Genomic DNA, 21,661 nt, shown 5'->3' on the forward strand with positions numbered 1-21,661 from the left:
AGGACCGGGTACCGCTAGGATCGTGCCATGACGGCCGTCGATGAGCACCGGGTCGTGGTGCTGGCGCTTCCAGGAGTCCTTCCGCTGGACCTCGGCATTCCGGTGCAGGCCTTCGGGCCGGACCCGCACTACCGGGTGACGGTCTGCACCGACCCGTCGGCCGGGCCGGTGGTCAGCGGCGGGTTCACGGTCGTCACGTCGGCCGGGCTGGAGGCGCTGCGGGAGGCCGACACCGTCGTCGTCCCGGGATACACGGACCCGGAGACCCCGCCGTCCGCCGCGGTGCTGTCGGAGCTCCGCTCGGCGCACGCGCGTGGCGCGCGGCTGGTGTCTATCTGCACGGGGGCGTTCGCGCTGGCGGCCGCCGGGCTGCTGGACGGGCGGCCCGCGACCACCCACTGGCGGGACGCCGCCGCCCTCCAGCGCCGCCACCCGCTGGTCGACGTCCGGCCGAACCTGCTCTTCGTCGACGACGGCGACATCCTCACCTCCGCCGGGGTGACCGCCGGCATCGACCTCTGCCTGCACGTCATCCGGCGGGACCACGGCGCGGCGGCCGCCAACGCCCGCGCCCGGGCGCTCGTCGCCCCGCCGCAGCGCCCCGGCGGCCAGGCGCAGTTCATCGAGCGCTTCCGCCCGGCCCCGCGCGGGGACGAGCTCGCGCCGCTGCGCGCCTGGATGCTGGAGAACCTCGCCCAGCGGCAGGGCGTGGACGAGCTGGCCCGGCGCGCCCACATGTCCCGCCGGACGTTCATCCGCCGCTTCCAGCAGGAGACCGGCACCTCGCCGATGGCCTGGCTGACCGCCGTCCGGATCGACTGGGCCCGTGAGCTCCTGGAGACCACGGCGACGCCCGTCGAGCAGGTCGCCCGGCTCAGCGGCCTGGGCAGTCCGGCCGCCTTCCGCGCGGCCTTCCACCGCCATGTCGGCACCTCGCCGGCGGAGTACCGGGTCACCTTCCGGGCGTAGCCCCCGGTCAGCGGTCGGCGCGGTCGAGCTGGTCGGCGTGGTAGGCGACGTAGCGGAGCAGGCCGTCGCGGTTGGAGGGGAGGGGGCGGGCGGCGGCGAGGGTGGCGAGGTGGGCTGCGCGGGTGGTGCTGAAGCGGGCGGCGGCGTCCTCGAAGGCCATCGGCGAGCGGTCGGGGCGGGTGGTCGGTACCGGCAGCAGGGCGAGCGCCCCCGCGAGCGGGCGGTCGTCGGGTTCGGCGGCCGCCGTCCGCTGGACGGCCTGCCAGAAGTCCCGGTACTCGACCTTGCGCAGGCCGAACGCGGCCCCGAAGGCGCCGAGCAGGTCGTCGAGCGGCAGCGGACCGGGGCGCAGCAGGTGGAAGTAGCCGGGCTGGCGGTGGGTGACGGCGGCGACCAGCAGCCGTCCGACGTGGTCGACCGGGGTGTAGTCGGTGCTGAGGTCGCTGGTGAAGTAGGCGCCCACCCGCAGGCAGGCCCGGATGAGCAGCTCGACCCGGGAGCCGGGGTTGGGGATCCCGGTGCCGGTGGCGGGCATCACCTCGCCGAGCCGGTGCACCGCGACCGCCATGCCGCGGTCGCCGGCGAGCTGGACGAGGTGTTCGGCGACCCGTTTGGACTGCCCGTAGCCGGTGTCGGGCGTGCGGTCGGCGGGGACCGGCAGCTCGGGGAGCGGGGTGTCGCCGACCGGTCCGGCCGGGCAGGCGGCCAGGGTGGAGATGAAGTGCACCATGGTGGGGCGGCCGGTGGCGGCGAGCCGGAGCAGGTCGACGGTGCCGGTCACATTGGTGCGGCGGTGGGCGTGGTAGCCGCGGACCAGGTTGACCATGGCGCCGGCGTGCACCACGGTGTCGATCCGCTCGGCCAGCCGGTGGTGGTCGGCGGGGGAGAGGCCGAGCCGGGGGCTGCCCAGATCGCCGGGGACGGCGTGGATCCGGTGGCCGCTCCGTTCGGACCACAACCCGTACCGGTGCAGCGCGTCGGCCAGCCGGCGGCGCGCCGCGGCCGGCCCGTCGGCGCGGACCAGGCAGTGCACGGTGGCGTCGGTGCCGTCCAGCAGGTCGCGCAGCAGCTGGGCGCCGACGAAGCCGGTCGCACCGGTGAGCAGCAGGTGCCGGGGCGGGTCGGCCGGGACGCCGGCCGGGCGGATGTCGGCGGGCAGGGTGAGGTCGCCGGCGGAGGCCGCGTCGGCGGGCGGGGCGGCGGGCGGGGTGCGGCGGCCGTCGAGGGCGGCGGCCTGGAGGGCGATGGTGGGCGCGTGGACGATGTCCCGGATCGAGAGCGGGGTGTCGAAGCGGGCCGAGACGGCGAGGGCGAGCCGCTGGGCGCGCAGCGAGTCGCCGCCGCTGTCGAAGAAGTCGGCGTCGGGGCCGGTGACGGGTTCCGGCAGCAGGGCGTTCCACAGCTCGGCGAGGGTGCGTTCGGTACTGCTCCCGGCAGCGCTCCAGCCGCTCGGGTCCAGCGGGGCGCGTGTCGCGAGGAGTTCCGCGAGGGCCTTGCGGTCGGTCTTCCCGTTGCCGTTCACCGGGACGGCGTCGAGCCGGAGGAACCGCTTGGGGATGAGCTCGGACGGCAGCAGGGTCCGCAGGTGCGCCCTCAGCCGCTCCGTCGTCAGTTCTCCGCGCAGGGTGACGAAGGCGGCCAGGTGCTGTCCGCCGCCCTGGTCGCCGACCAGCACCTTGGCCTCGCGCACCAGCGGGTGCGAGGCGATCGCGTGCTCGATCTCGGAGAGCTCCACCCGCACGCCGCCGATCTTCACCTGCTGGTCGCGCCGGCCGTCGAAGTAGAGGAGTCCGTCCGCGCCGTAGTGGCCGAGGTCGCCGGTGCGGTACATCCGTTCGCCCGGGAGCGCGGGGAAGGGGTTGCCGACGAAGGCCAGGGCGGTGCGCTCGGGGTCGCCGAGGTAGCCGGTGCCCAGGCAGGCGCCGCCGATGCAGATCTCGCCGATCTCCCCGTCGGGGGCCGGCCGTCCGTGCTCGTCCAGCACGATCGCCCAGGTGTTGTCGATCGGCCGGCCGATCGGCACGGGGACGGAGTCCTCGGGCGTCACCTCGTGGAAGACGGAGCCGATCGAGGCCTCGGTGGGGCCGAAGGTGTTGGTCACCCGCAGCTGCGGGAGGAGCCCCCGCAGGGCGCGCACGCTCTCCGGGGCGATCTCCTCGCCGCCGACCAGCAGCATCCGCAGGCTGCCCAGACCGGGCACCAACTCGGGCCGGGACTCCAGCAGTTCGACGAGGGCGGTGAGGATGGTGGGCACGAAGTCGGTCATCGTGACGCGGTGGCGCCGGATGACCTCGACGGTCGCGGTCAGGTCGAGGATGTCGTGGGGGCGGGGGATCACCACCCGGCTGCCGCAGGTGAGCGGCCAGAGCAGCTGCCACAGTGAGGAGTCGAAGGTGTGCCGGCTGTTCTGCAGCACCACGTTGTGCGGGGAGGTGCCGAACCGGCGGCCCATGGCGAGCAGCCGGTTGGCCAGGCCGCCGTGCAGGTTGAGGGCGCACTTGGGGGTCCCGGTGGAGCCCGAGGTGTAGAAGCCGTAGGCGAGTTCGTCCGGCCGCGGCGGTTCGGGCGACGGCGGTTCGGGCGTCCGCGCGGCCAGTGGCGGCGGCAGCGGCGACGGCGGCGCCGGGTCGGGCGGTGCGGGGTCGGGGACGGGACCGGGGACCGGGTCGACGGCGAGCGCAGGCACGGTCCAGCCGTCGGTGCCGGCGCCCGGGGAGAGCAGGACGACGGCGGGTCGGCAGGCGTCGACCATGGGGCGCAGCCGGGGGCCGGGCCACTGCTCGTCCAGCGGGACGAACACCGCGGCCGAGCGCATCACGGCGAGCATGGCGACCAGCAGTTCGGGCCCGCCGGCCATCACCAGCGGAACGAGGTCGCCCCGGCCCACCCCGGCGCGGGCCAGCCGGGCGGCCAGGGTGTCGGCCCGGTCGAGCAGCGCGCGGTAGGTCAGGGTGCCGCCGGGATGCTCGACGGCGACGGCGTCGGGGGTGCGGGCGGCCGCCGCCTCGATGAGGCTCCAGGCGGTGACGTCCGGGTGGCGGGGGACGGTGTCGCCGCAGTACTGGCCCAGCTTCCGCTCGGTCGGGGCTCGCATGGATCTCCCTTGGTTGCCGAACAAGGACGAGGACGGGGCGGGCCCGGCGCGACCGGGCCGGCCCGCGGCCGCAGCAGGTGCGGGCGCCGGCCGGCCCGGGAGCGGATCAGAGCCTCAACGGCACTGCGGCGGGTCTCAGACCTCCGTCGCCACCCAGCTGATGTACCAGCCGTGGCTCACGGCGTACTCGACCGGCAGCGGACGGCCGTCCTGCCAGCGGACGTAGATCCGGAAGCCCTTCGCCGTCGGGGTGTAGATGGTGTTGCCGCCGGTGGTCGTCCACATGGAGTCGCGGCCGCAGAGGTTGGCGGTGTAGACGGGCGTCTCGGCGAAGTTGCCGGCCGAGGTGTCGACATCGATGTAGATGCCGGTGCCGTTGTCCTCCTCCACGTGCTGCTGCCACTCGTCGATGGCCGTGTTGCCGGCGATGAACCTGGGGTTGCTCATACCTGTCTCCTCGCTGGGATCAGAGAAACGGGCAGGGGGGCGGATCAGAATGGATCGCCGGTTGCACCAGGGATCATCCGCCGCAGCCGAGTCTGAGTGAATGTTTCATTGATCACAAGAGCGCTGGATGCGAACCATTGAATTCCGGTTCCGACGGCCGGCCAATCCTGCTTTTCCGATCAACAACACTGCCCTTCCGGATCCTTGACGTCGCGTGGTTCGATCGTGCTATACCTGTGGCTTCTGACGTGGTCCGGTCACCGGGCCCCCGTGTGCGCTGGTCCACCAGTCTCTGGAAACGCGCTGTCTCATATTCCGGTACGTCATGATCTGAATTCCAGAAATCTTCAGTATGCGAGGAGAGCGTGATCAGCATGCCCGAATTCATGTCCGCTCCGGAGATATCCGCCGCAGATTCCTGGGAGGATATCGCTCCGGTCGTGGAGCTGGCGTACGGGGGCTACGGACACTCCGCGGACTACCACGCCTCGGCCGCGTCGGTCTTCGAACCCAAACGGTCCCTGGTCGCCAGGACCGGCGGCCGCACCAGCGGGACCTGCGCCGTCTACTCCCTGGAGATGACCCTGCCGGGCGGGCCGCGGCCGGTGGCCGGCCTCGGCTACGTCAGCGTCGCGCCCGAGCACCGGCGGCGCGGCGTGATGAGCGCGATGGTCCGCCGGGTCCTGCACACCCTGCACGAGGGCGGCGAACCGGTGGCCGCCCTCAACACCACCGAGGCCGGCATCTACGGCCGCTTCGGCTTCGGCCTCGCCAGCCAGGCCGCCAAGGTGCGGATCCACCGGCACGCCCGTGACCTGCGGGTGGACGCCGGTGAGCGGACCGTCCGGATCGGCGAACCGGCGGAGCACACCGCCGCGCTCGCCGCCGTCTACGCGCAGTGCGCAGGCGAGCGCCCCGGGACACTGGGCCGCAACGCCGCCTGGGCCGCCCGCGCCGTCCTCGACCTGCCCGACCACCGCGGCGGCTCCGGACGGCTGCTCTGCATGGTGGCCGAGGCGGACGGGGAGCCCTCCGGCTACGCCCTCTACCGGCTGACCGCGGCCTGGGAGGACTCGGTGCCGCGCTACGAGGTGTCGGTGCGCGAGCTGTTCGCCCGCGACCCCGCCTCCCACGCGGCGCTGTGGCGCGCCCTGCTCGACGTCGACCTGGCCGGCAGCGTGGTCGCCGACCGGCCGGTGGACGACCCGGTGCTCGCCCTGCTCACCGACCCCCGCAGCGCCGCACCCGTCCTGCGCGACCAGCTGCACGTGCGCCTGGTGGACGTGGACCGGGCGCTGGAACAGCGCGGCTACGCCACCGAGACCGAGATCGTCCTGGACGTCACCGACCCGCTCTGCCCGTGGAACGAGCGGCGCTTCCGGCTGCGCACCGGCCCCGAGGGCGGCGAGTGCCGGCCCACCACGGCCCCGGCGGACCTGGAGCTGACGGCCCGCGAGCTGGGCGCGCTGCACCTCGGCGGCACCTCCCTGGTGCAGCTCGCCCGGGCCGGCCTGGTCCGCGAGCTGCGCCCCGGCGCCGTCCGGGCCGCCGCCACGGCGTTCCGCCACGACCCGGCCCCGTTCTGCCCGGTCGTCTTCTGACGCGCTTCCCGGAAGGCCCCCGACCGGAGCGCCCCCCGACCGGAGCGCTTCCCGACCGGAGCGCCCCCGGCCGGCCCGCCGAGCGCGCCGGCCGGCCCCCGCTCCGACATCCGACCGACCACCGATCGACCTCCGCCCTAGGAGCCTGCATGCCTGGTCCCGGATACGCGTACTTCGGCGCCGAGGAGCGCCGCAACCTCCTCGAAGTCGTCGACTCCTGGCTCGCCACCTCCGACGCGCACTCCCGTCCACCAGGGGTGGACGCCCAGGTCCGCAGCCTGGAGGAGGAGCTGTCCGCACGCTTCGCCAGCCCGCACTGCCTGGCCGTCAACAGCGGCACCTCCGCCCTGCTGGCCGCCCTCGCCGCACTCGGCATCGGCCCGGGCGACGAGGTCATCGTGCCCGGCTACCTCTACACCGCCTCGGTGTCGGCCGTCGTCTTCGCCGGCGCCACCCCGGTGATCGCCGAGGTCGACGAGTCGCTGACCCTCGACCCGGCCGACGTGCTGGCCCGGATCACCCCGCGCACCAAGGCCGTCATGCCGATCCACATGCTCGGCGCGCCCTGCGACCTGACCGCCCTCGGGCAGATCGCCGACGACCACGGCCTGTACCTCCTGGAGGACGCCGCCCAGGCCTGCGGGGCCACCTACCGGGGCCGTCCGGTCGGCACTTTCGGGCAGAGTGGCGCCTTCTCCACCAACATCTTCAAGGTGATCACCGGCGGCGACGGCGGCTTCCTGCTCACCCCGGACGAGCGCGTCTTCCAGCGCGCCTACTCCTTCCACCACCACGGCTGGTTCCCCTACGGGCAGGAGACCGGCGACGGCGACCAGCTGTTCGGCCTCAACCTGCGGATGAACGCCTTCACCGCGGCCGTCGCCCGCGCCCAACTCGGCCGCCTGGACGCCATCCTGGACCACAACCGGGCGCTGGCGCGGGCGCTGTCCGCCGCGATCCCGGCCCGCGACGGCCTGCGCCCGCGCCCCCTGCACGACGCCGACGGCGACTGCGCCACCCTGCTGGTCTACCTCTTCGACGACGCGGCGAGCGCCGACGCCGTCGCCAAGGAACTCGGCACCCGCACCCTGCTCCACTCGCCCAAGCACCACTACGGCGGCCTGCCCGAATTCGCCGCCCTGATGGCCGGCGACCCCCGCCCGAGCCCCTTCCGCCGGCCGCCCGACAAGGTGCGGCACGACTACCGCACCGGCGCGCTGCCGCAGACCGACGCCGTGCTGGCCCGCTCGCTCGCGCTCACCATCGGCCTGACCGACACCTACCTGGGCGCCGACTTCGGCCTGACCACCCGCAGCACCCCGGCCGACGCCGACGCCGTCGCCGAACGGTTCAACGCCGCCGTGGCCGGAGTGCTGGGCCCGTGACCGCCGCCGACCCAGCACACGACGCCGTCGACGCCGACGTGATCGTGGTCGGCGCCGGCTTCACCGGCCTGGCCGCCGCGCACGAACTCGCCCTGGCCGGCCTGCGCTGCCAGGTCGTCGAGGCCGCCGACCGGATCGGCGGCCTGGCCGCCACCTTCCCGGTCGGCGGCCGCGAACTGGAGCGGTTCTACCACCACTGGTTCGACTCCGACCGCGAGATCTTCCGGCTCTGCGCCGAACTCGGCTGCGCGGACCTGATCGAACGCCACCCCACCAGCACCGGCGTCTACCACGCCAACGCCGTCTACCGCCTCTCCAGCCCGTTCGACGTCCTGCGCTTCGCCCCGCTCCCGCCGGCCGACCGGCTGCGCCTCGGCCTCTCCGCGCTGCGGGCCGGCCGGGTGCGGCACTGGCGGGAACTGGAGTCGCTCACCGCCGAGCAGTGGCTGGTCCAGCTGGGCGGGCGCCGGGCCTACGAGGTGGTCTGGCGCCCGCTGCTGGAAGGCAAGTTCGGCTCCTACGCCTCCCAGGTCGGCGCCACCTGGATGTGGACCAAGCTGCACCTGCGCGGCGGCAGCCGCTCCCGCTCCGGCCGCGAGGTGCTGCACTACCTGCGCGGCGGCTCCGGTGCCCTGCTGGACGCCTGGCGCGACCGGCTCCGGCAACTCGGGGTCCAACTGCGCACCGGCACCCCGGTGGACGCGGTGCTGGTCGGGCGGCACGGGGTGAGCGGCGTCCGGGCGGGCGGGCGCACCCTGCGCGCCCGCCGCGTGCTGGTGACCACCGCCCCCGGCCTGCTGGCCGGCATGCTCGACGCCGACCCCGGTGCCCACCCCGCCCTCCCGGGGCTGGTCCGCCGGCTGCGCTCCGTCCCCTACCTGGCCAACCTGTGCCTGGTCCTGGAGAACCACCGCGCCCTGTCCGACACCTACTGGCTCAACGTCACCGACCCGGCGTTCCCCTACGTCGGCGTCATCGAGCACACCAACCTCGACCCGCCCGACCGCTACGGCGGCCGGCACCTCGTCTACCTGTCGAAGTACCTCCCCGTCGACGCCGAGCTGTACCGGATGAGCGACGAGCAGGTCTACCGCCACAGCCTGCCCCACCTGCGCCGGATGTTCCCGCGCTTCCGCGAGGACTGGGTGCGCCGCTACCACGTCTGGCGGGCCGAGCACGCCCAGCCGGTGATCACCCCCGGGTACTCCCGGCGCGTCCCCGAGGCCGAGTGCGCCGTGCCCGGCCTCTACATGTCGAGCATGGCGCAGGTCTTCCCTGAGGACCGCGGCACCAACTACGCCGTACGCCACGGCCGGAACACCGGACGGCTGATCGCCGACCGGATCCGCACCCGCGAGCGCGCGGAACTCCGCACGACACCGACCGAGGAGGCGGTATGAACGACCTGCTGGACATCGCGGCCGCCGAGAAGCTGACCGAGGAGCAGGTGCACACGCTCTACCGGAGCTTCGTCAGCCGCAGCCAGGTCTCCCTGGTCGGGGCGTTCGGCTTCGGGCACGACCAGGTCGAGAGCGCCGAGGGCTGCTGGATCACCCTGCGCGACGGCCGGCGCGTCCTCGACTTCACCGGCGGGATCGGCGTCCTCAACCACGGCCACAACCACCCGAGGATCCTCGCCGCCCGCCGCCGCTTCGCCGAACAGCGCCGGATGGAGGTCCACAAGAACTACCTCTCGCCCTACGTCGCCGCCCTCAGCCACAACCTCGCCCGGCTGCTCCCCGGCGACCTGAACATCAGCTACTTCCCCAACTCCGGCGCGGAGGCGGTCGAAGGCGCCGTCAAACTCGCCTACAAGTACCACGGCGGCCGGCGCGGCACGGTACTGCACTCCGACATCTCCTTCCACGGCAAGCTCCTCGGCGCGGGCAGCCTCACCGCCTCGCCCGAACTCCACTTCGACTACCCCCGGATCCCCGGCACCGACTTCTTCGGCTACGACGACCCCGACTCCTTCGCCCTCGCGCTCGACCGCCACCGGGCCCTCGACGGCGGCAGCGACGTCTACGCGGTGGTCCTGGAGCCCTTCAGCGCCTCCGGCCTGCGCCAGTGCTCGGGGGCGTTCCTGCGCGAGGTCCGCCGGCTGTGCACCGAACGGGACATCGTGCTGGTCTTCGACGAGGTCTACACCGGCTGGGGCCGCACCGGCGCGCTCTTCCACTTCATGCACCACCCCGGGCTGGTCCCCGACGTCGTGACCATGTCCAAGTCCTTCGGCGGGGGCAAGGCGTCCATCGCCGGGTACGTGGCCCGCGAACCCGTCTTCCGCCGCGCCTACGACAACCTTCGGGACGCCACCCTGCACAGCACCACCTACTACGGCTTCGGCGAGGAGACCGCCACCGCGCTGGAGGCCGTCGCCGTCGCCGTCGAGGACGACTACCCCGCACGCGCCCGCAAACTCGGCGCCGTCCTGGAACCGGGCCTGCGCGACATCGCCCGGCGCCACCCCGCCCTGGTCGCCTCGACCGCCGGAAGCGGCGCCCTGCACGGCGTCTTCCTCAAGGCCGGACCCGCCTCGCTCGACCGACTGCTGCCGCTGCTCCCGGCAGCACTCGGCGGCGACCCCCGGCTGCGGACCAAGCTCATCACCGGAGCGGTGATCGCCGCCCTCTACCGCGACCACGGCGTGCTCACCTTCTTCGGCTCCAACCACGGCCTGCCGCTGATCGTCGCCCCGCCGCTGGTCGCCGAGGAACCCGAGGCGCAGACCTTCCTGCGGGCCCTGGACGACGTGCTCGGACAGGGCGCGGCCCGCCTGCTCGGCCGACTGGCCAAGGAACTGGCCGCCGGGAGGCTCCGCCCGTGAACGCCGACCTGCTCCTGCGGATCTGGTCGCTGCGCCACCCCGCCCTGCGCGAGCCCGGTCCCGGCGAGGCGGCCCGCGCCCACGTCCTCGGCAGCCTCGGCCGGCTCGCCCCGCACTACCGGGCCGGCTTCGCCCTGGCACTGCGGCTGGTGCCGCCCGCACTCCTGCTGCTCACCGGCCGCCGCCCGGCCGCCGCGCCGCCCGCCGCCCTGCTGGCCGGGCTGCGCCGGGTGGAGCGCCTGCCCCTGCTCGGCACCGCGGTGCGCACGGCCGAGACCCTCGCCCTGTACAGCGGCCTGGACGCCGCCGCGGCCGGCGCCCCCGCCGTCCGTGGCCCCGCCGCCCTCGACGCCCTCGGCCTCGACGCCACCGGCCACCACCCGACGCCCCTGACCGCCGACCGGAGGGTCTCCCGATGAGCCGGGCGGCCCGCCCGATCGACTGCGACGCCCTGGTGATCGGCTCCGGCGCGGGCGGCAGCGTCGCCGCCCTCGGCCTCGCCCAGGCCGGCCGCCGCACCGTCGTCCTCGAAGAGGGCCCCCGGGTCACCACCGCCGAGATCGCCGCCTCCACACCCGCCCAGAACCTCCGCCGCCTCTACCGCCACGCCGGACTGGCCCCCATCCACGGCCGGCCCGTCATCGCCTTCGGCGAAGGCTGCTGCGTCGGCGGCACCACCGTCGTCAACGGCGGCCTGCTCTGGGAACCGCCCGCCGAACTCCTCGACCGCTGGGCCGACCGGGCCGGCACCGACGGCTACCGCCGCACCGACCTGGACCGCCACCTGCGCGAGATCACCCGCCGCCTCGGCGTCGCCGCCCAGCACCCCGGCGACGGCAATCGCGACTCCCGGCTGCTCGCCGACGGCGCCGACCGCCTCGGCTGGCACTGGGCCGCGGCCCGCCGCGCCGCCCCCGGCTGCTCGCACGCCAACCGCTGCCCCACCGGCTGCCCCTCCGGCGCCAAGCAGAGCATGCTGCTCAGCTACCTGCCCGCCGCCGAACGCCACGGCGCCCGCATCCACCCCCGCACCCGCGTGCTGAAACTGCGCCACCGCGGCCGGACCGTCACCGAGGTCCACGCCCTCGGCCCCGAGGGCGAACCGCTCGCCTACCGGCCGCGCACCGTGGTCCTCGCCGCCGGACCGATCGGCACCCCCGCCCTGCTCCAGCGCAGCGGCATCCACCGCCGCCACGCCGGCCGGCACACCGCCGTCCACGTCAACCTCAAGGTCGTCGCCCGCTTCCGCGAACCCGTCCGGGCCACCCGCGGCACCATCTTCACCGCCCAGCTCCAGCACTTCCAGGACCAGGGCCTGCTGGTGATGCCCGCCAACCTCACCCCCGGCGCCCTCGCCGCCGCACTGGTCGGCCACGACCCCGACACCGTCCACACCCTGCTGGCCGACCTCGACCGGGTCGCCCTGTTCACCGCCCAGGTCCGGGTGGAAGGACCGGTCGCCGTCACCGCCCTGCCCGGCGGCCACACCCTGCTGCGCCACCGCATCACCGCCGCCGACGGCCGACTGTTGCGCGCCGCCCTGCACCGCACCGCCCGCCTGCTGCTGGCCGCCGGCGCCAGCGAGGTCCACCCGCCCTTCCCCGGCCCGCCGCTGCGCACCGAGGACGAGGCCCGGCAGTGCGCCGAACACAGCGCGCTCGCCGACTGGCCGCTGGTCTCCGTCCACGCCATGGCCTCCTGCCCGATGGGCGCCCCCGCCCGCGGCGGGATCTGCGACCCGCAGGGACGGCCCTACGGCTACGACAACCTCCACCTCTGCGACTCCTCGGTGCTCCCCGGCGCGACCGGCATCAGCCCCCAGGGCACCGTGATGGCCTTCGCCCACGAGATCACCGAACGCCTGCTGAACCCCACCCGACGGGAGAACACAGGATGACGCACGACCAGACACCGCACCGGCCCCCGGGCGTGATCGAACCGGACGGACCGGAGCTCACCTTCGACCTCGCGATCCTCGGCTCCGGAATGGGCGGAGCCACCCTCGCCTACGCCCTGCGCGACTCCGGCGCCCGGATCCTCGTCGTCGAACGCGGCGACTTCCTGCCGCGCGAACAGCAGAACTGGAACCCGGAGGCCGTCTTCGTCCGGGGCCGCTACCGCAACGGCGACCAGTGGCAGGACGCCCAGGGGCAGCCCTTCCGGCCCGGCGTCCACTACTACGTCGGCGGCAACACCAAGGTCTACGGCGCCACCCTCCCGCGCTTCCGCGAGACCGACTTCGGCCCGGTCGCCCACGCCGAGGGCGACTCACCCGGATGGCCCGTCGACTACGCCGACCTGGAACCCCACTACGGCCGCGCCGAGGACCTCTACCGGGTGCACGGCACCCGCGGCGAGGACCCCACCGACCCCTGGCGCTCCACCGACTACCCCCACCCGGCCGTCGAACACGAGGAAGCCGTCGCCGACCTCGCCCACCGCCTGCGCGGCCAGGGTCTGCGCCCCTTCCACCTGCCCACCGGCATCGACCTGCGCGAGGGCGGCGACTGCGTGCGCTGCGGCACCTGCGACAGCTTCCCCTGCCTGCTCGGCGCCAAGAGCGACGCCGACGTCCGTGCGCTGCGCCCCGCCCTGGCTGCCGGCGGCGTCCGGCTGCTCACCCGCACCCTGGTCGGCCGGCTGTACGCGGACGCCGCCGGACGGGTGACGCACGCGGTGGCGACCCGGGACGGCAAGGAGCTGACGATCCGCGCCGAACGCTTCGTGCTCGCCTGCGGCGCCGTCAACACCGCGGCGCTGCTGCTGCGTTCGGGCCTCGCCAACGGCTCGGGCCGGGTCGGGCGCAACTACATGGTCCACAACAGCACCTTCCTGGTCGCCGCCGACCCCGCCCGCCGCAACCGGGCGGTCTTCCAGAAGACCCTCGGCCTGAACGACTGGTACCTCGCCCGCGGCGGCCGCGCACCACTGGGCAACGTCCAGATGCTGGGCAAGCTCCAGGAGCCCATGGTGCGCTGGGCGCAGCCCCACGTGCCCGCCGCCGTGCGCCGCTTCGTCACCGACCGCAGCCTCGACCTCTACCTGACCAGCGAGGACCTGCCCACCCCGGACAACCGCGTCGTCCTGGACACGGCCGGGCGGATCACCGTGCACTGGCGGCCCAACAACCTCCGCGCCCACCACGAACTGGTCCGGCGCACCACCCGCTCCCTGCGCACGGCCGGCTACCCGCTGGTCTTCACCCGCCGGATGGGCATCGAGACCAACTCCCACCAGTGCGGCACCGCCGTCATGGGCACCGACCCCGCCACCAGTGTCGTCGACCCGGTCGGCCGCACCCACGAGCACGGCAACCTCTGGGTGGCGGACTCCTCGGTCTTCTGCTCCTCGGCGGCGGTCAACCCGGCCCTGACCATCGCCGCCAACGCCTTCCGCATCGCCGGGGGAGTCCTGGCCTAGGCCCTTGCCCGGATCACGTCGGACCAGTGGGCGTCGTTGACGGGCCCCTCCTGCCCGTGGGCGGGCAGGAGGGGGCGTGCATCGGCGGTGCGGAGGTGGGGTACCTCCCGGCCGGAGGCTGGGGGCGTGCGTGCTCCGGCGGCGACCGCCCGGCGTGATCCGAGGGAGCCTAGCCGTTCCGGTCGGTGGCCGGGGCCGTTCGGTCGCGGGCCAGCAGGTCGCGGGCCAGGAGGCCGGCGCCCAGGCAGCCGGCTTCGTAGCCGAGTTCGGCGGGGCGGAGGTCCGGCATGACCTGGAAGGCCAGCCGGGCGGCCAGGCGTTCGCGCAGCGGGGCGAAGAGCAGTTCGCCGGCGCCTGCGAGGCCGCCGCCGAGGACGACGGCGGAGGGGTCGAAGAGGGTGACGGCGACGGCCAGTGACCCGGCCAGGACGTCGACCGCCTCGGACCAGACCCGGACCGCGTCCGGATCGCCCTTGCGGGCCAGTGCGGCGACTTCGGCGGCGTCCGCCGGACCGTCCGGCCCGGTGCCGGCCAGCTCGCGGTAGTGGCGCAGGACCGCCGGGCCGCCCACGACGGTGGAGACGCAGCCGAGTTGGCCGCACCCGCAGGACTCGCCGCCCGGCCGGACGATCAGGTGCCCGAGCTCGCCGGCCTGCCAGTGGGCGCCGCCGAACGGCTTGCCGCCGATCATCACGGCGGCGCCGACGCCGGTGCCGATCGGCACGAAGAGGAACACCTCGTGCCCGCGGCCCGCGCCGAGCCGGGCCTCGGCGATGCCGCCGGCCCGCACGTCGTGCCCGAGTGCCACGGGCACCCCCGCGCGTTCGGCCACCAGTCTGCGCAGCGGCACGTCCCGCCAGCCGAAGGAGGCGGAGAAGACCGCGACGCCCGCACGCTCGTCGACGATCCCGCAGCTGGCCAGGCCGACCGCCCGGACCGGTGTGCCGCGCTCCTCGGCCGCCGCCTGCGACTCGGAGACGACGTCCAGGAGGGTCCCGACGACGGCCTCGGCCCCCCGCTTGGCCCCGGTGGGCCGGCGGGTGGTGGCCAGCGTGGTGCCGTCCGGGCCGAACAGGGCCGCCTTGACGACGGTGCCGCCCAGGTCCACGCCGAGGACGGCGCCGTCGTCCGCCGGTCGCGGCTGCGGACTCACTCGGCGAGCTGCTTGGTGCTGAAGGGGATGACGACGCGGTGGTTGACCTCGTCGCCGTGGACCGGGTGGCCGTCGGGGGAGAGCATCGAGTAGGCGGTGACCTTCGCGCGGTAGATCCGGATCGGGGAGTCCCCGTCGAAGTCCTGCGGCGGGCGGAAGCGCCGGGCCCGGGTCGCCTCGTCCGGGTAGCGCCGCCGGTAGTACAGGTCGCAGCCCTCGGCCAGTTCGTCGCCCGCCAGCACCTCGGCCCGCGCCAGCGCGTAGAGGGCGTCGCCGCCCCCGCCGGCCGGGTTGGAGTCGTAGACGGTCAGCGAGACCACGGGGTTGGCGGCGATGTTCCGCGAGTGGAGGGTGTCCAGGCCCGACTGCCAGTAGAACCGGTCCTCGTCGTCCCAGGCGTGGGCCACCGGGGCCACCCAGGGGACGGCCTGCGGCGAGGCGGTGCCGAGGGTGAGGTAGCGGGTGGAGCGGAGGAGCTCGCGTGCGGAGGTGCAGAGTTCGTCGTCCGAGCTGGGCACAGTGCCTCCGGTTCGGTGTCGGTCGCTCCGCCGGGCGTCCTGCGGCCGTGCGGCAGGGACGCCGGCTCTTCGCGTCCTTACTGTAGCGACGTCGGGCGGTGGTCAGAAGAGGGCCGCGCCGTCGGGTGCGGGGAGCGGGCTGAGGACGGTCTGCAACGCGCCCCCCTGTGCGAGGTTGACCACGCTCTTGGGACTGACCCGGCTGAAGTAGCCGAGGACGCGGTGGTCGAGGACGGCGACGCACAGGTCCCGGGTGAGGGCGCCGACGGTGGCGGGGGCGACGCGTTCCTGCACCAGCCAGCCCCGGTGGCGAGGGGAGCCGACGAGCTCGGCCCACTCCTTCGGGCCGTGTTCGCGCCCGAGGTGCACGGTATTGCCGAAGTACCCGTAGGGCGCCTTGAGGACCAGCCGGGCGCGCTCGGCGACGGCCTGCTCGACCGTGACGCCGTCGCCCAGCTTGCGGCTCCAGGGCACGATGGTCCGCAGGCCCGAGCGGTGCTCGGGCGGGAAGAGGTCCTCGAAACGGGGGTCGGACAGCACCGCCAGGCAGAGCTTGTTCTCCGCCACCCAGCGCTGGGCGAGGACGTTGGGGATGACCAGTTCGCCGTCGGTCACCGCCGCGCAGAACCGGTCCCAGCCGTGGACGGGGCGCGGGTCGGCCGGGATGTGCTTGAGGTAGCCCAGCCTCGCGCCGTCCCCGGGCGCGTAGTCGGGCGGAAGCCGCATGGTCGTCTTCCGACCGCTGCGCCGGACCTGCTCGGCGATCAGGTACTGGTCGAGGCTCCGTCCGGCGGAGGGGAAGAAGAGGTCGGCGTGCCGGGTCTGCTGTTCGGTCAGGCCCCGGGCCCGGCCGTGCTTCACCAGCCAGGCGGCGAACCAGTTCTCCGCCTCGATCCGGCCCGCCGGAACCTGCCACCTGTCGAGTGTTGCGCCGATCTCGGGTGTCCGTCGCCAAATGCGGGCGATGGCACCTGCGGCGATCACGCTGCCGGGGCTGCTGGCGTTGAACTCCAGGACCCGTGTGGTGCCCAGCCGGTCGCCGAACAGGTCCAGCCGGCAGAAGTCGACGGTGAGGGATTCCGGGTGCGGGCGGCGCACGATCCAGCGGTGCAGGACCGGCGGCACGTCCAGGAAGCCCTGCAGAGCGGGGCTCCCGGGATAGGCCCGCACGATCCGTTCGAGGCAGTTCACGGCAGTGAGGACGCGCTGGCGCAGTAGCGGTTCTGCCAACGGGTGGAGCACTCCGACGGCTGGCAGTACCGGGTTGTACGCGGACGGCGGGGCGCCCGGCAGTCCGTTCTCCTTCACCCGTCGGCGGACCTCGTCGTGGGCCCTCAGCAGCGCCGCGTGCAAGGGGTGCGGGCCCGCGCCCGGGAAGGCGGTGAGGTCGCGGTCCGGGTCGAAGAGCGGCAGGTCATCCATGGTCCGTCCTCAGAGGTAGAGCGGGTGCAGGCGGCCGGTGCGGGCGACGTTGAGCCGTGCCTCGTGGCCGGTGCGGACGAAGGCGGAGACCAGTCGGCCGTTGACGGCGCCGAGCGCCAGGTCGTGGTGGACGGGCGGCCCGTCGGGGCCGCCGCGCAGCCGGGGGCTGGGCAGGTACTCCTGGACCAGCCAGCCCCCGGCTGCGGCGCGGGCGACGGCCTCGGCCCAGGCGGCCTCGCCCGTCTCCGGGCCGACCACCACGCCGCGGCCGTTGGCGTCCAACGGGCTCTTGAGGACGTACCGTTCGCGCTCGCGGGCGATCCGGCGGAGGGTCGGGCCGTCGCACAGGGCGAGGTTGCGCGACCACGGGACGGCGGGCTGGACGAGCCGGTGGTCGGCCGGGTCGAAGAGGCCGGCGAAGCGGGGGTCGGAGAGGACGGCGAGGCAGAGCTTGTTGTCGCCGACGACGCGGGCGCGCAGGCCGTTCTGCACGAACAGGGCGCGCTCGCGCACGGCCCGCAGGTACGGGCCCAGGTCGCCGGCCAGCTGCCCGAGGTCCCGCATGCTGATCTTGGCGTAGGCGTGCCGCACCGGCTCGCCGGCCAGGACGGCGGCGCCGTCCCGGCCGGTGCGCAGCTCGCGCGGGTCGGCGTGCAGGACGCGGACGCCGAGGGCGCGCAGGCCGTCGTCGTAGGAGCGGACGGCGTTGCGGTCGGCCCGGTGCGGGTACAGCAGCGTGACGGTGTCCGGGCGTCGGCCGCTCTCCTGCTCGGCGAGGTCGAGCAGCCAGCGCCCGGTCCACCCGGCGTCGTCGGCGGGCAGCGGGCGGGGCAGGGCGAGGCCGTGCCGGTCGAGCAGCGGCCGCCAGGCGGCCCGGGCCCGGCCGACCACGGCGAGGCCGCCGGGGCCGTTCGCGTTGGTCTCCAACACGCCCAGCCGGCCGTCCGGTTGGGGCAGCAGGTCGAGCCGCAGCAGGTGCACCCGGGTGTCGCGGGCGGCCGCCGCCTCGATCCGCAGCGACTGCGGGAGGGTGAGCACCTCGCGCAGCCGCGGATCGTGCTCCCAGGCGGCCACGACGGCCTCGATCATCCGGTGGTAGGCGGCGGTGAAGGCCTCCAGTTCCTCGCGCAGGCCGGGCCGCAGCCGCAGCGGGAGCCCGAGCGGCCGCGCCTTCCCCGCGGCCGGGTCGCCCACGGTGTGGGCGTCCGTCAGCGCCCGGCCCTCCGCGGTGCCGCCGACCGCCGCGACCCGCCGGGTGAACTCCTCGTCCAGTCCTGACCAGCCGTCAACCTCGGTGCCGGTGTCGTCAGCCATGCGAAGGACCCTGCCCCTCAACTGGTGGAACGCCCGGATGGCGCACCGAGGGTAGTGGTACCGCTACTCCGCCTCAAGTAGGCATTGGTCCAGACCTATTGACGGACCTTGCCGCCGCTCCTACGATCCGGACCGGCACGTCCCCCACATGTCCCCACCCAGAGCCGGGCGTCACGCCCCCACAGCGACAGTCATGCCCATGACTCCCGGCGGGAAGCGAGCACAGCATGTTCCGTCGGAGGTCGCACACCCCACCGCCGCAGCGAGCGGTCGTGGAACGCGCAGCGCAGACCCACCGGATCACCGGCGCCCCGTCCGGATCCAGTGTCGCGCGGCGCTCCCTCGCCGCGCTGAGCGCGGCCGTCGTCGTCGGTGCCGGCCTCGTCGCGGCCGGCAGCGTCACGGCCGGGGCCGCCACCCCCAACCTGGTCGCCAACCCCGGTTTCGAGAGCGGGCTCTCCGACTGGAACTGCGCCGGCGGCGTCGGCGCCACCGTCGGCAGCCCGGTGCACGGCGGCACCTCGGCGCTCAAGGTCTCGCCGACCGGCCAGGACCAGGGCCAGTGCACCCAGACCATCAGCGTGCAGCCCAACTCCCAGTACACGCTGAGCGCCTACGTCCAGGGCAGCTACGTCTACCTGGGCGCCACCGGCACCGGCCTCACCGGTTCGACGTCCACCTGGACGGCGAGCGCCGCGTCGTACAGCAAGCTCAGCACCACCTTCTCCACCGGCGCGAACACCACCTCGGTGACCGTCTTCCTGCACGGCTGGTACGGGCAGCCCGCGTTCCACGCGGACGACGTGGAGCTGGCCGGCCCCGGCGGCACCACCACGCCGCCGACCACCCCGCCCACCACCCCGCCGACGACGCCTCCCACGACGCCGCCGACCACCCCGCCGACCACGCCTCCCACCACCCCGCCGACCACCGGCCCGACCACGCCGCCGGGCTCCACCTGCCCGACGAAGCCCAAGCCCGCGGGCAAGGTCCTCCAGGGCTACTGGGAGAACTGGGACGGCGCCTCCAACGGCGTCCACCCGGGCATGGGCTGGATCCCCATCAACGACAGCCGGATCGCCGCGCACGGCTACAACGTCATCAACGCCGCCTTCCCGGTGATCCTCTCGGACGGCACCGTCCTCTGGGAGGACGGCATGGACGCCACCGTCAAGGTGTCGACCCCCGCCGAGATGTGCCAGGCCAAGGCGGCCGGCGCGACCCTCCTGATGTCGATCGGCGGCGCCACCGCGGGCATCGACCTCAGCTCCAGCACCGTCGCGGACAAGTTCGTGGCCACCGTCGTCCCGATCCTGAAGAAGTACAACTTCGACGGCATCGACATCGACATCGAGACCGGCCTGTCCGGCAGCGGCAACATCAACACGCTGTCCGCCTCCCAGTCCAACCTGATCCGCATCATCGACGGCGTGCTCGCCCAGATGCCGGCCGGCTTCGGCCTGACGATGGCGCCCGAGACCGCGTACGTCACCGGTGGCAGCGTCACCTACGGCTCCATCTGGGGCTCCTACCTGCCGATCATCAAGAAGTACGCCGACAACGGCCGCCTGTGGTGGCTGAACATGCAGTACTACAACGGCAGCATGTACGGCTGCTCCGGTGACTCCTACCAGGCCGGCACCGTCCAGGGCTTCACCGCGCAGACCACCTGCCTGAACAACGGCCTGACCATCCAGGGCACCACCATCAAGGTGCCCTACGACAAGCAGGTCCCCGGCCTGCCGGCCCAGCCCGGTGCGGGCGGCGGCCACATGGGGACGGGCCTGGTCAGCCAGTCGTGGAACGCCTTCAGCGGCCAGCTCAAGGGTCTGATGACCTGGTCGCTCAACTGGGACGGCTCCAGGGGCTGGTCCTTCGGCGACAACGTCAAGTCCCTCCAGGGCCGTTGATGTCCCGCTGAGGTGACGGGCGAGTGAAGCAGGGCCCCGGGAGACCGCCGTCGGCGGGACCCCGGGGCCCTGTCGCGCCTATCATCGTCGGATGAGCGAGCGCGCGATGCAGGAGCCGACCGTGATGGTGCTGACGGCCCTCGCGGACGAACCCCGGCACGGATACGCCATCGCGCAGGAGGTCAAGGCGATCACCGGCGGCCGGGTCGCGCTGCGCACCGGCGCCCTGTACGGGGCCCTGGACCGGCTGCTGGCCGACGGACTGATCGCGATCGACCGCGAGGAGGTCGTCGACGGCCGCGCCCGGCGGATCTTCACCCTCTCGCCGGCCGGCCGGGAGCGGCTGGCGGAGGAGGCCGAGCGCCTGGCCGACACGGCGCGGGAGGCCCGCCGCCGGCTGTCCGCCTCCGTGTCCGCGTCCGCGTCCGCTTCGGTGTCCGCCAGGTGATCGAGCGGGTACTGCGGCTGTACCCCGCCGCCTACCGGCAGGCCCACGGCGACGAGATCGCCGCGACCTACCGGGAGATGACGGCGGGTGAGCCGTGGGGCTCGCGGCTGCGGGAAGGCGCCGGACTGGCGGCGCACGCGCTGAGGATGCGGCTGGGGGCGGGGTCGGCCGCGCCCGCGGCGCAGGTGCTCGGCCTGGCGTACCCCTTCGCACTGGCCGCCTCGGCCGCCGCCTGCGGCCTCCACCTGCTGCGCTGGTACGCGAGCTTCGCCGCCTCGCCGGCCCCGGCCGTGGTGCAGCTGCGCGCCGACCTCTCGGGGGCGTGGGGCGCGCTGCTCGCCGCGTCGCTGCTGGTGTTCACGGGAGCGGCGGCGGCGCTGGCCGGCCGGTGGCGGACCGGGCTGCCGTGCACGGTGGCGGGGCTGCTGTCCTTCGCGGCGGCCGCGGTGGCCAGCGGCCCGGCCTACGGCGACCCGGTGGCCACCCCGGCCGCGACGGTCCTGGCGGCGGCCGTGCTGCTCGCCTGCCCGCCGGACCGGCGCCCGGAGCGCCGCGCGCCGGGCCCGGCGGCGGGCGTGGCCGGTGCCGTGGTCGCGCTGGTGGTCGCGCCACGGGCGCTCCTCGACGCGCACCTGGTGCCGTGGATCAGCACCGACTACGGGTGCTGGCCGCTGCTGGTCCTCGGCACGGCCGGGGCCGCGCTGACCCGGGGTCACGGGATCCGGGGCGGCCACGTGTTGGCGGCGACGGCCCTGGCCTGCCCGCCGCTGCTCGCGGACGCGTACCTCACGGCCCGGGGCGACGCGGCCGCGCTTGCCGTCTTGGCGGTCGTTCTGCTGACCGGCGTGGTGCTGACCGCACTGGTCGGCCGCCGGGGCGCGGTCGGGCGGCGGACATGAGCGGCCTCCTCGGCGAGGTGATCGCGGCGGATCGGGACGACCGCGCCGACGCTGCCAGCCCTCTCTGATCACCTCCGAAGCGAATCCGTGAGTCCTCTGAGAACTCCGTCCGCCCCCGTGGGCCCGCGGGCGACCGCGCCACGACCGCTCCCCGGGAGCCCGGCCGAAACTCACAGGAGGCTCTGCGGCGCGGCGGGCCGCTTCCGGTGCCGTCGGCCCTCCCGCCCTCGGCCGCCCGGGTGACAGGGCGCCCC

The 21,661-nt window shown here is 74.5% G+C and carries 16 protein-coding genes and 2 pseudogenes; 12 read left to right on the plus strand and 6 right to left on the minus strand.

Annotated elements, in window-relative coordinates; all coding sequences use genetic code 11:
• The first annotated feature begins 27 nt into the window (after window positions 1-27).
• A complete protein-coding gene (locus ACFU74_RS01765; protein WP_380750127.1) occupies window positions 28-969 on the plus strand; it encodes a GlxA family transcriptional regulator in 942 nt (313 codons plus the stop codon).
• 7 nt (window positions 970-976) lie between these two features.
• On the opposite strand, the gene ACFU74_RS01770 is transcribed toward ACFU74_RS01765, so the two are convergent.
• Window positions 977-4,063: an amino acid adenylation domain-containing protein gene (locus ACFU74_RS01770; RefSeq protein ID WP_380750130.1), complete on the minus strand. Its 3,087-nt coding sequence runs from the start codon at window positions 4,061-4,063 to the stop codon at window positions 977-979.
• A 135-nt stretch (window positions 4,064-4,198) separates the two neighbouring features.
• Complete coding sequence (locus ACFU74_RS01775; protein ID WP_380750133.1) at window positions 4,199-4,510, minus strand: hypothetical protein; 312 nt, start codon at window positions 4,508-4,510, stop codon at window positions 4,199-4,201.
• Between the two features lie 374 nt (window positions 4,511-4,884).
• On the opposite strand from ACFU74_RS01775, the gene ACFU74_RS01780 reads away from it, so the two are divergent.
• From ACFU74_RS01780 to ACFU74_RS01810, 7 genes are all read left to right on the plus strand, one after another.
• Window positions 4,885-6,111 (plus strand): GNAT family N-acetyltransferase, encoded by a 1,227-nt coding sequence (locus ACFU74_RS01780; protein WP_380750136.1) that lies wholly within the window; start codon window positions 4,885-4,887, stop codon window positions 6,109-6,111.
• Window positions 6,112-6,260: 149 nt separating this feature from the next.
• The gene (locus tag ACFU74_RS01785; RefSeq protein ID WP_380750139.1) at window positions 6,261-7,496 is read left to right on the plus strand and encodes a DegT/DnrJ/EryC1/StrS family aminotransferase; all 1,236 of its coding nucleotides are present in this window, start codon (window positions 6,261-6,263) and stop codon (window positions 7,494-7,496) included.
• Window positions 7,493-8,896 (plus strand): NAD(P)/FAD-dependent oxidoreductase, encoded by a 1,404-nt coding sequence (locus ACFU74_RS01790; RefSeq protein ID WP_380750142.1) that lies wholly within the window; start codon window positions 7,493-7,495, stop codon window positions 8,894-8,896. The genes ACFU74_RS01785 and ACFU74_RS01790 overlap by 4 nt, the downstream gene beginning before the upstream one ends.
• A complete protein-coding gene (locus tag ACFU74_RS01795; protein ID WP_380750145.1) occupies window positions 8,893-10,323 on the plus strand; it encodes an aspartate aminotransferase family protein in 1,431 nt (476 codons plus the stop codon). The genes ACFU74_RS01790 and ACFU74_RS01795 overlap by 4 nt, the downstream gene beginning before the upstream one ends.
• Window positions 10,320-10,742 (plus strand): hypothetical protein, encoded by a 423-nt coding sequence (locus ACFU74_RS01800; RefSeq protein ID WP_380750148.1) that lies wholly within the window; start codon window positions 10,320-10,322, stop codon window positions 10,740-10,742. The genes ACFU74_RS01795 and ACFU74_RS01800 overlap by 4 nt, the downstream gene beginning before the upstream one ends.
• On the plus strand, window positions 10,739-12,220 hold the full coding sequence (locus ACFU74_RS01805) for an FAD-dependent oxidoreductase (protein ID WP_380750151.1): 1,482 nt from the start codon (window positions 10,739-10,741) through the stop codon (window positions 12,218-12,220). Before ACFU74_RS01800 ends, ACFU74_RS01805 begins: the two co-directional genes overlap by 4 nt.
• Window positions 12,217-13,743 carry a GMC oxidoreductase gene (locus ACFU74_RS01810; RefSeq protein WP_380750154.1) on the plus strand — a complete coding sequence of 509 codons (1,527 nt, stop codon included), beginning with the start codon at window positions 12,217-12,219 and terminating at the stop codon, window positions 13,741-13,743. Before ACFU74_RS01805 ends, ACFU74_RS01810 begins: the two co-directional genes overlap by 4 nt.
• A gap of 169 nt (window positions 13,744-13,912) precedes the next feature.
• On the opposite strand, the gene ACFU74_RS01815 is transcribed toward ACFU74_RS01810, so the two are convergent.
• From ACFU74_RS01815 to ACFU74_RS01830, 4 genes are all read right to left on the minus strand, one after another.
• The gene (locus ACFU74_RS01815; protein ID WP_380750157.1) at window positions 13,913-14,896 is read right to left on the minus strand and encodes an ROK family protein; all 984 of its coding nucleotides are present in this window, start codon (window positions 14,894-14,896) and stop codon (window positions 13,913-13,915) included.
• Window positions 14,893-15,414: a pyridoxamine 5'-phosphate oxidase family protein gene (locus ACFU74_RS01820; protein ID WP_380750160.1), complete on the minus strand. Its 522-nt coding sequence runs from the start codon at window positions 15,412-15,414 to the stop codon at window positions 14,893-14,895. Before ACFU74_RS01820 ends, ACFU74_RS01815 begins: the two co-directional genes overlap by 4 nt.
• A gap of 102 nt (window positions 15,415-15,516) precedes the next feature.
• The gene (locus ACFU74_RS01825) at window positions 15,517-16,836 is read right to left on the minus strand and encodes a hypothetical protein (protein WP_380750163.1); all 1,320 of its coding nucleotides are present in this window, start codon (window positions 16,834-16,836) and stop codon (window positions 15,517-15,519) included.
• Between the two features lie 9 nt (window positions 16,837-16,845).
• Window positions 16,846-18,150, minus strand: coding sequence for a hypothetical protein (locus ACFU74_RS01830; RefSeq protein WP_380750166.1), 1,305 nt, complete (start codon window positions 18,148-18,150; stop codon window positions 16,846-16,848).
• A gap of 227 nt (window positions 18,151-18,377) precedes the next feature.
• On the opposite strand from ACFU74_RS01830, the pseudogene ACFU74_RS01835 reads away from it, so the two are divergent.
• From ACFU74_RS01835 to ACFU74_RS01850, 4 genes and pseudogenes are all read left to right on the plus strand, one after another.
• Window positions 18,378-18,911: pseudogene (locus ACFU74_RS01835) on the plus strand (carbohydrate binding domain-containing protein); the annotation flags it as partial.
• Window positions 18,912-19,106: 195 nt separating this feature from the next.
• A pseudogene (locus ACFU74_RS01840) lies at window positions 19,107-20,060 on the plus strand (chitinase); the annotation flags it as partial.
• 91 nt (window positions 20,061-20,151) lie between these two features.
• The gene (locus tag ACFU74_RS01845) at window positions 20,152-20,508 is read left to right on the plus strand and encodes a PadR family transcriptional regulator (RefSeq protein ID WP_380750169.1); all 357 of its coding nucleotides are present in this window, start codon (window positions 20,152-20,154) and stop codon (window positions 20,506-20,508) included.
• On the plus strand, window positions 20,505-21,407 hold the full coding sequence (locus tag ACFU74_RS01850) for a hypothetical protein (protein WP_380750172.1): 903 nt from the start codon (window positions 20,505-20,507) through the stop codon (window positions 21,405-21,407). The genes ACFU74_RS01845 and ACFU74_RS01850 overlap by 4 nt, the downstream gene beginning before the upstream one ends.
• The last annotated feature ends 254 nt before the right edge of the window (window positions 21,408-21,661 follow it).

This window comes from Kitasatospora sp. NPDC057500 (genome assembly GCF_042802195.1).
In the GTDB taxonomy this organism is placed as follows: Bacteria; Actinomycetota; Actinomycetes; order Streptomycetales; family Streptomycetaceae; genus Kitasatospora.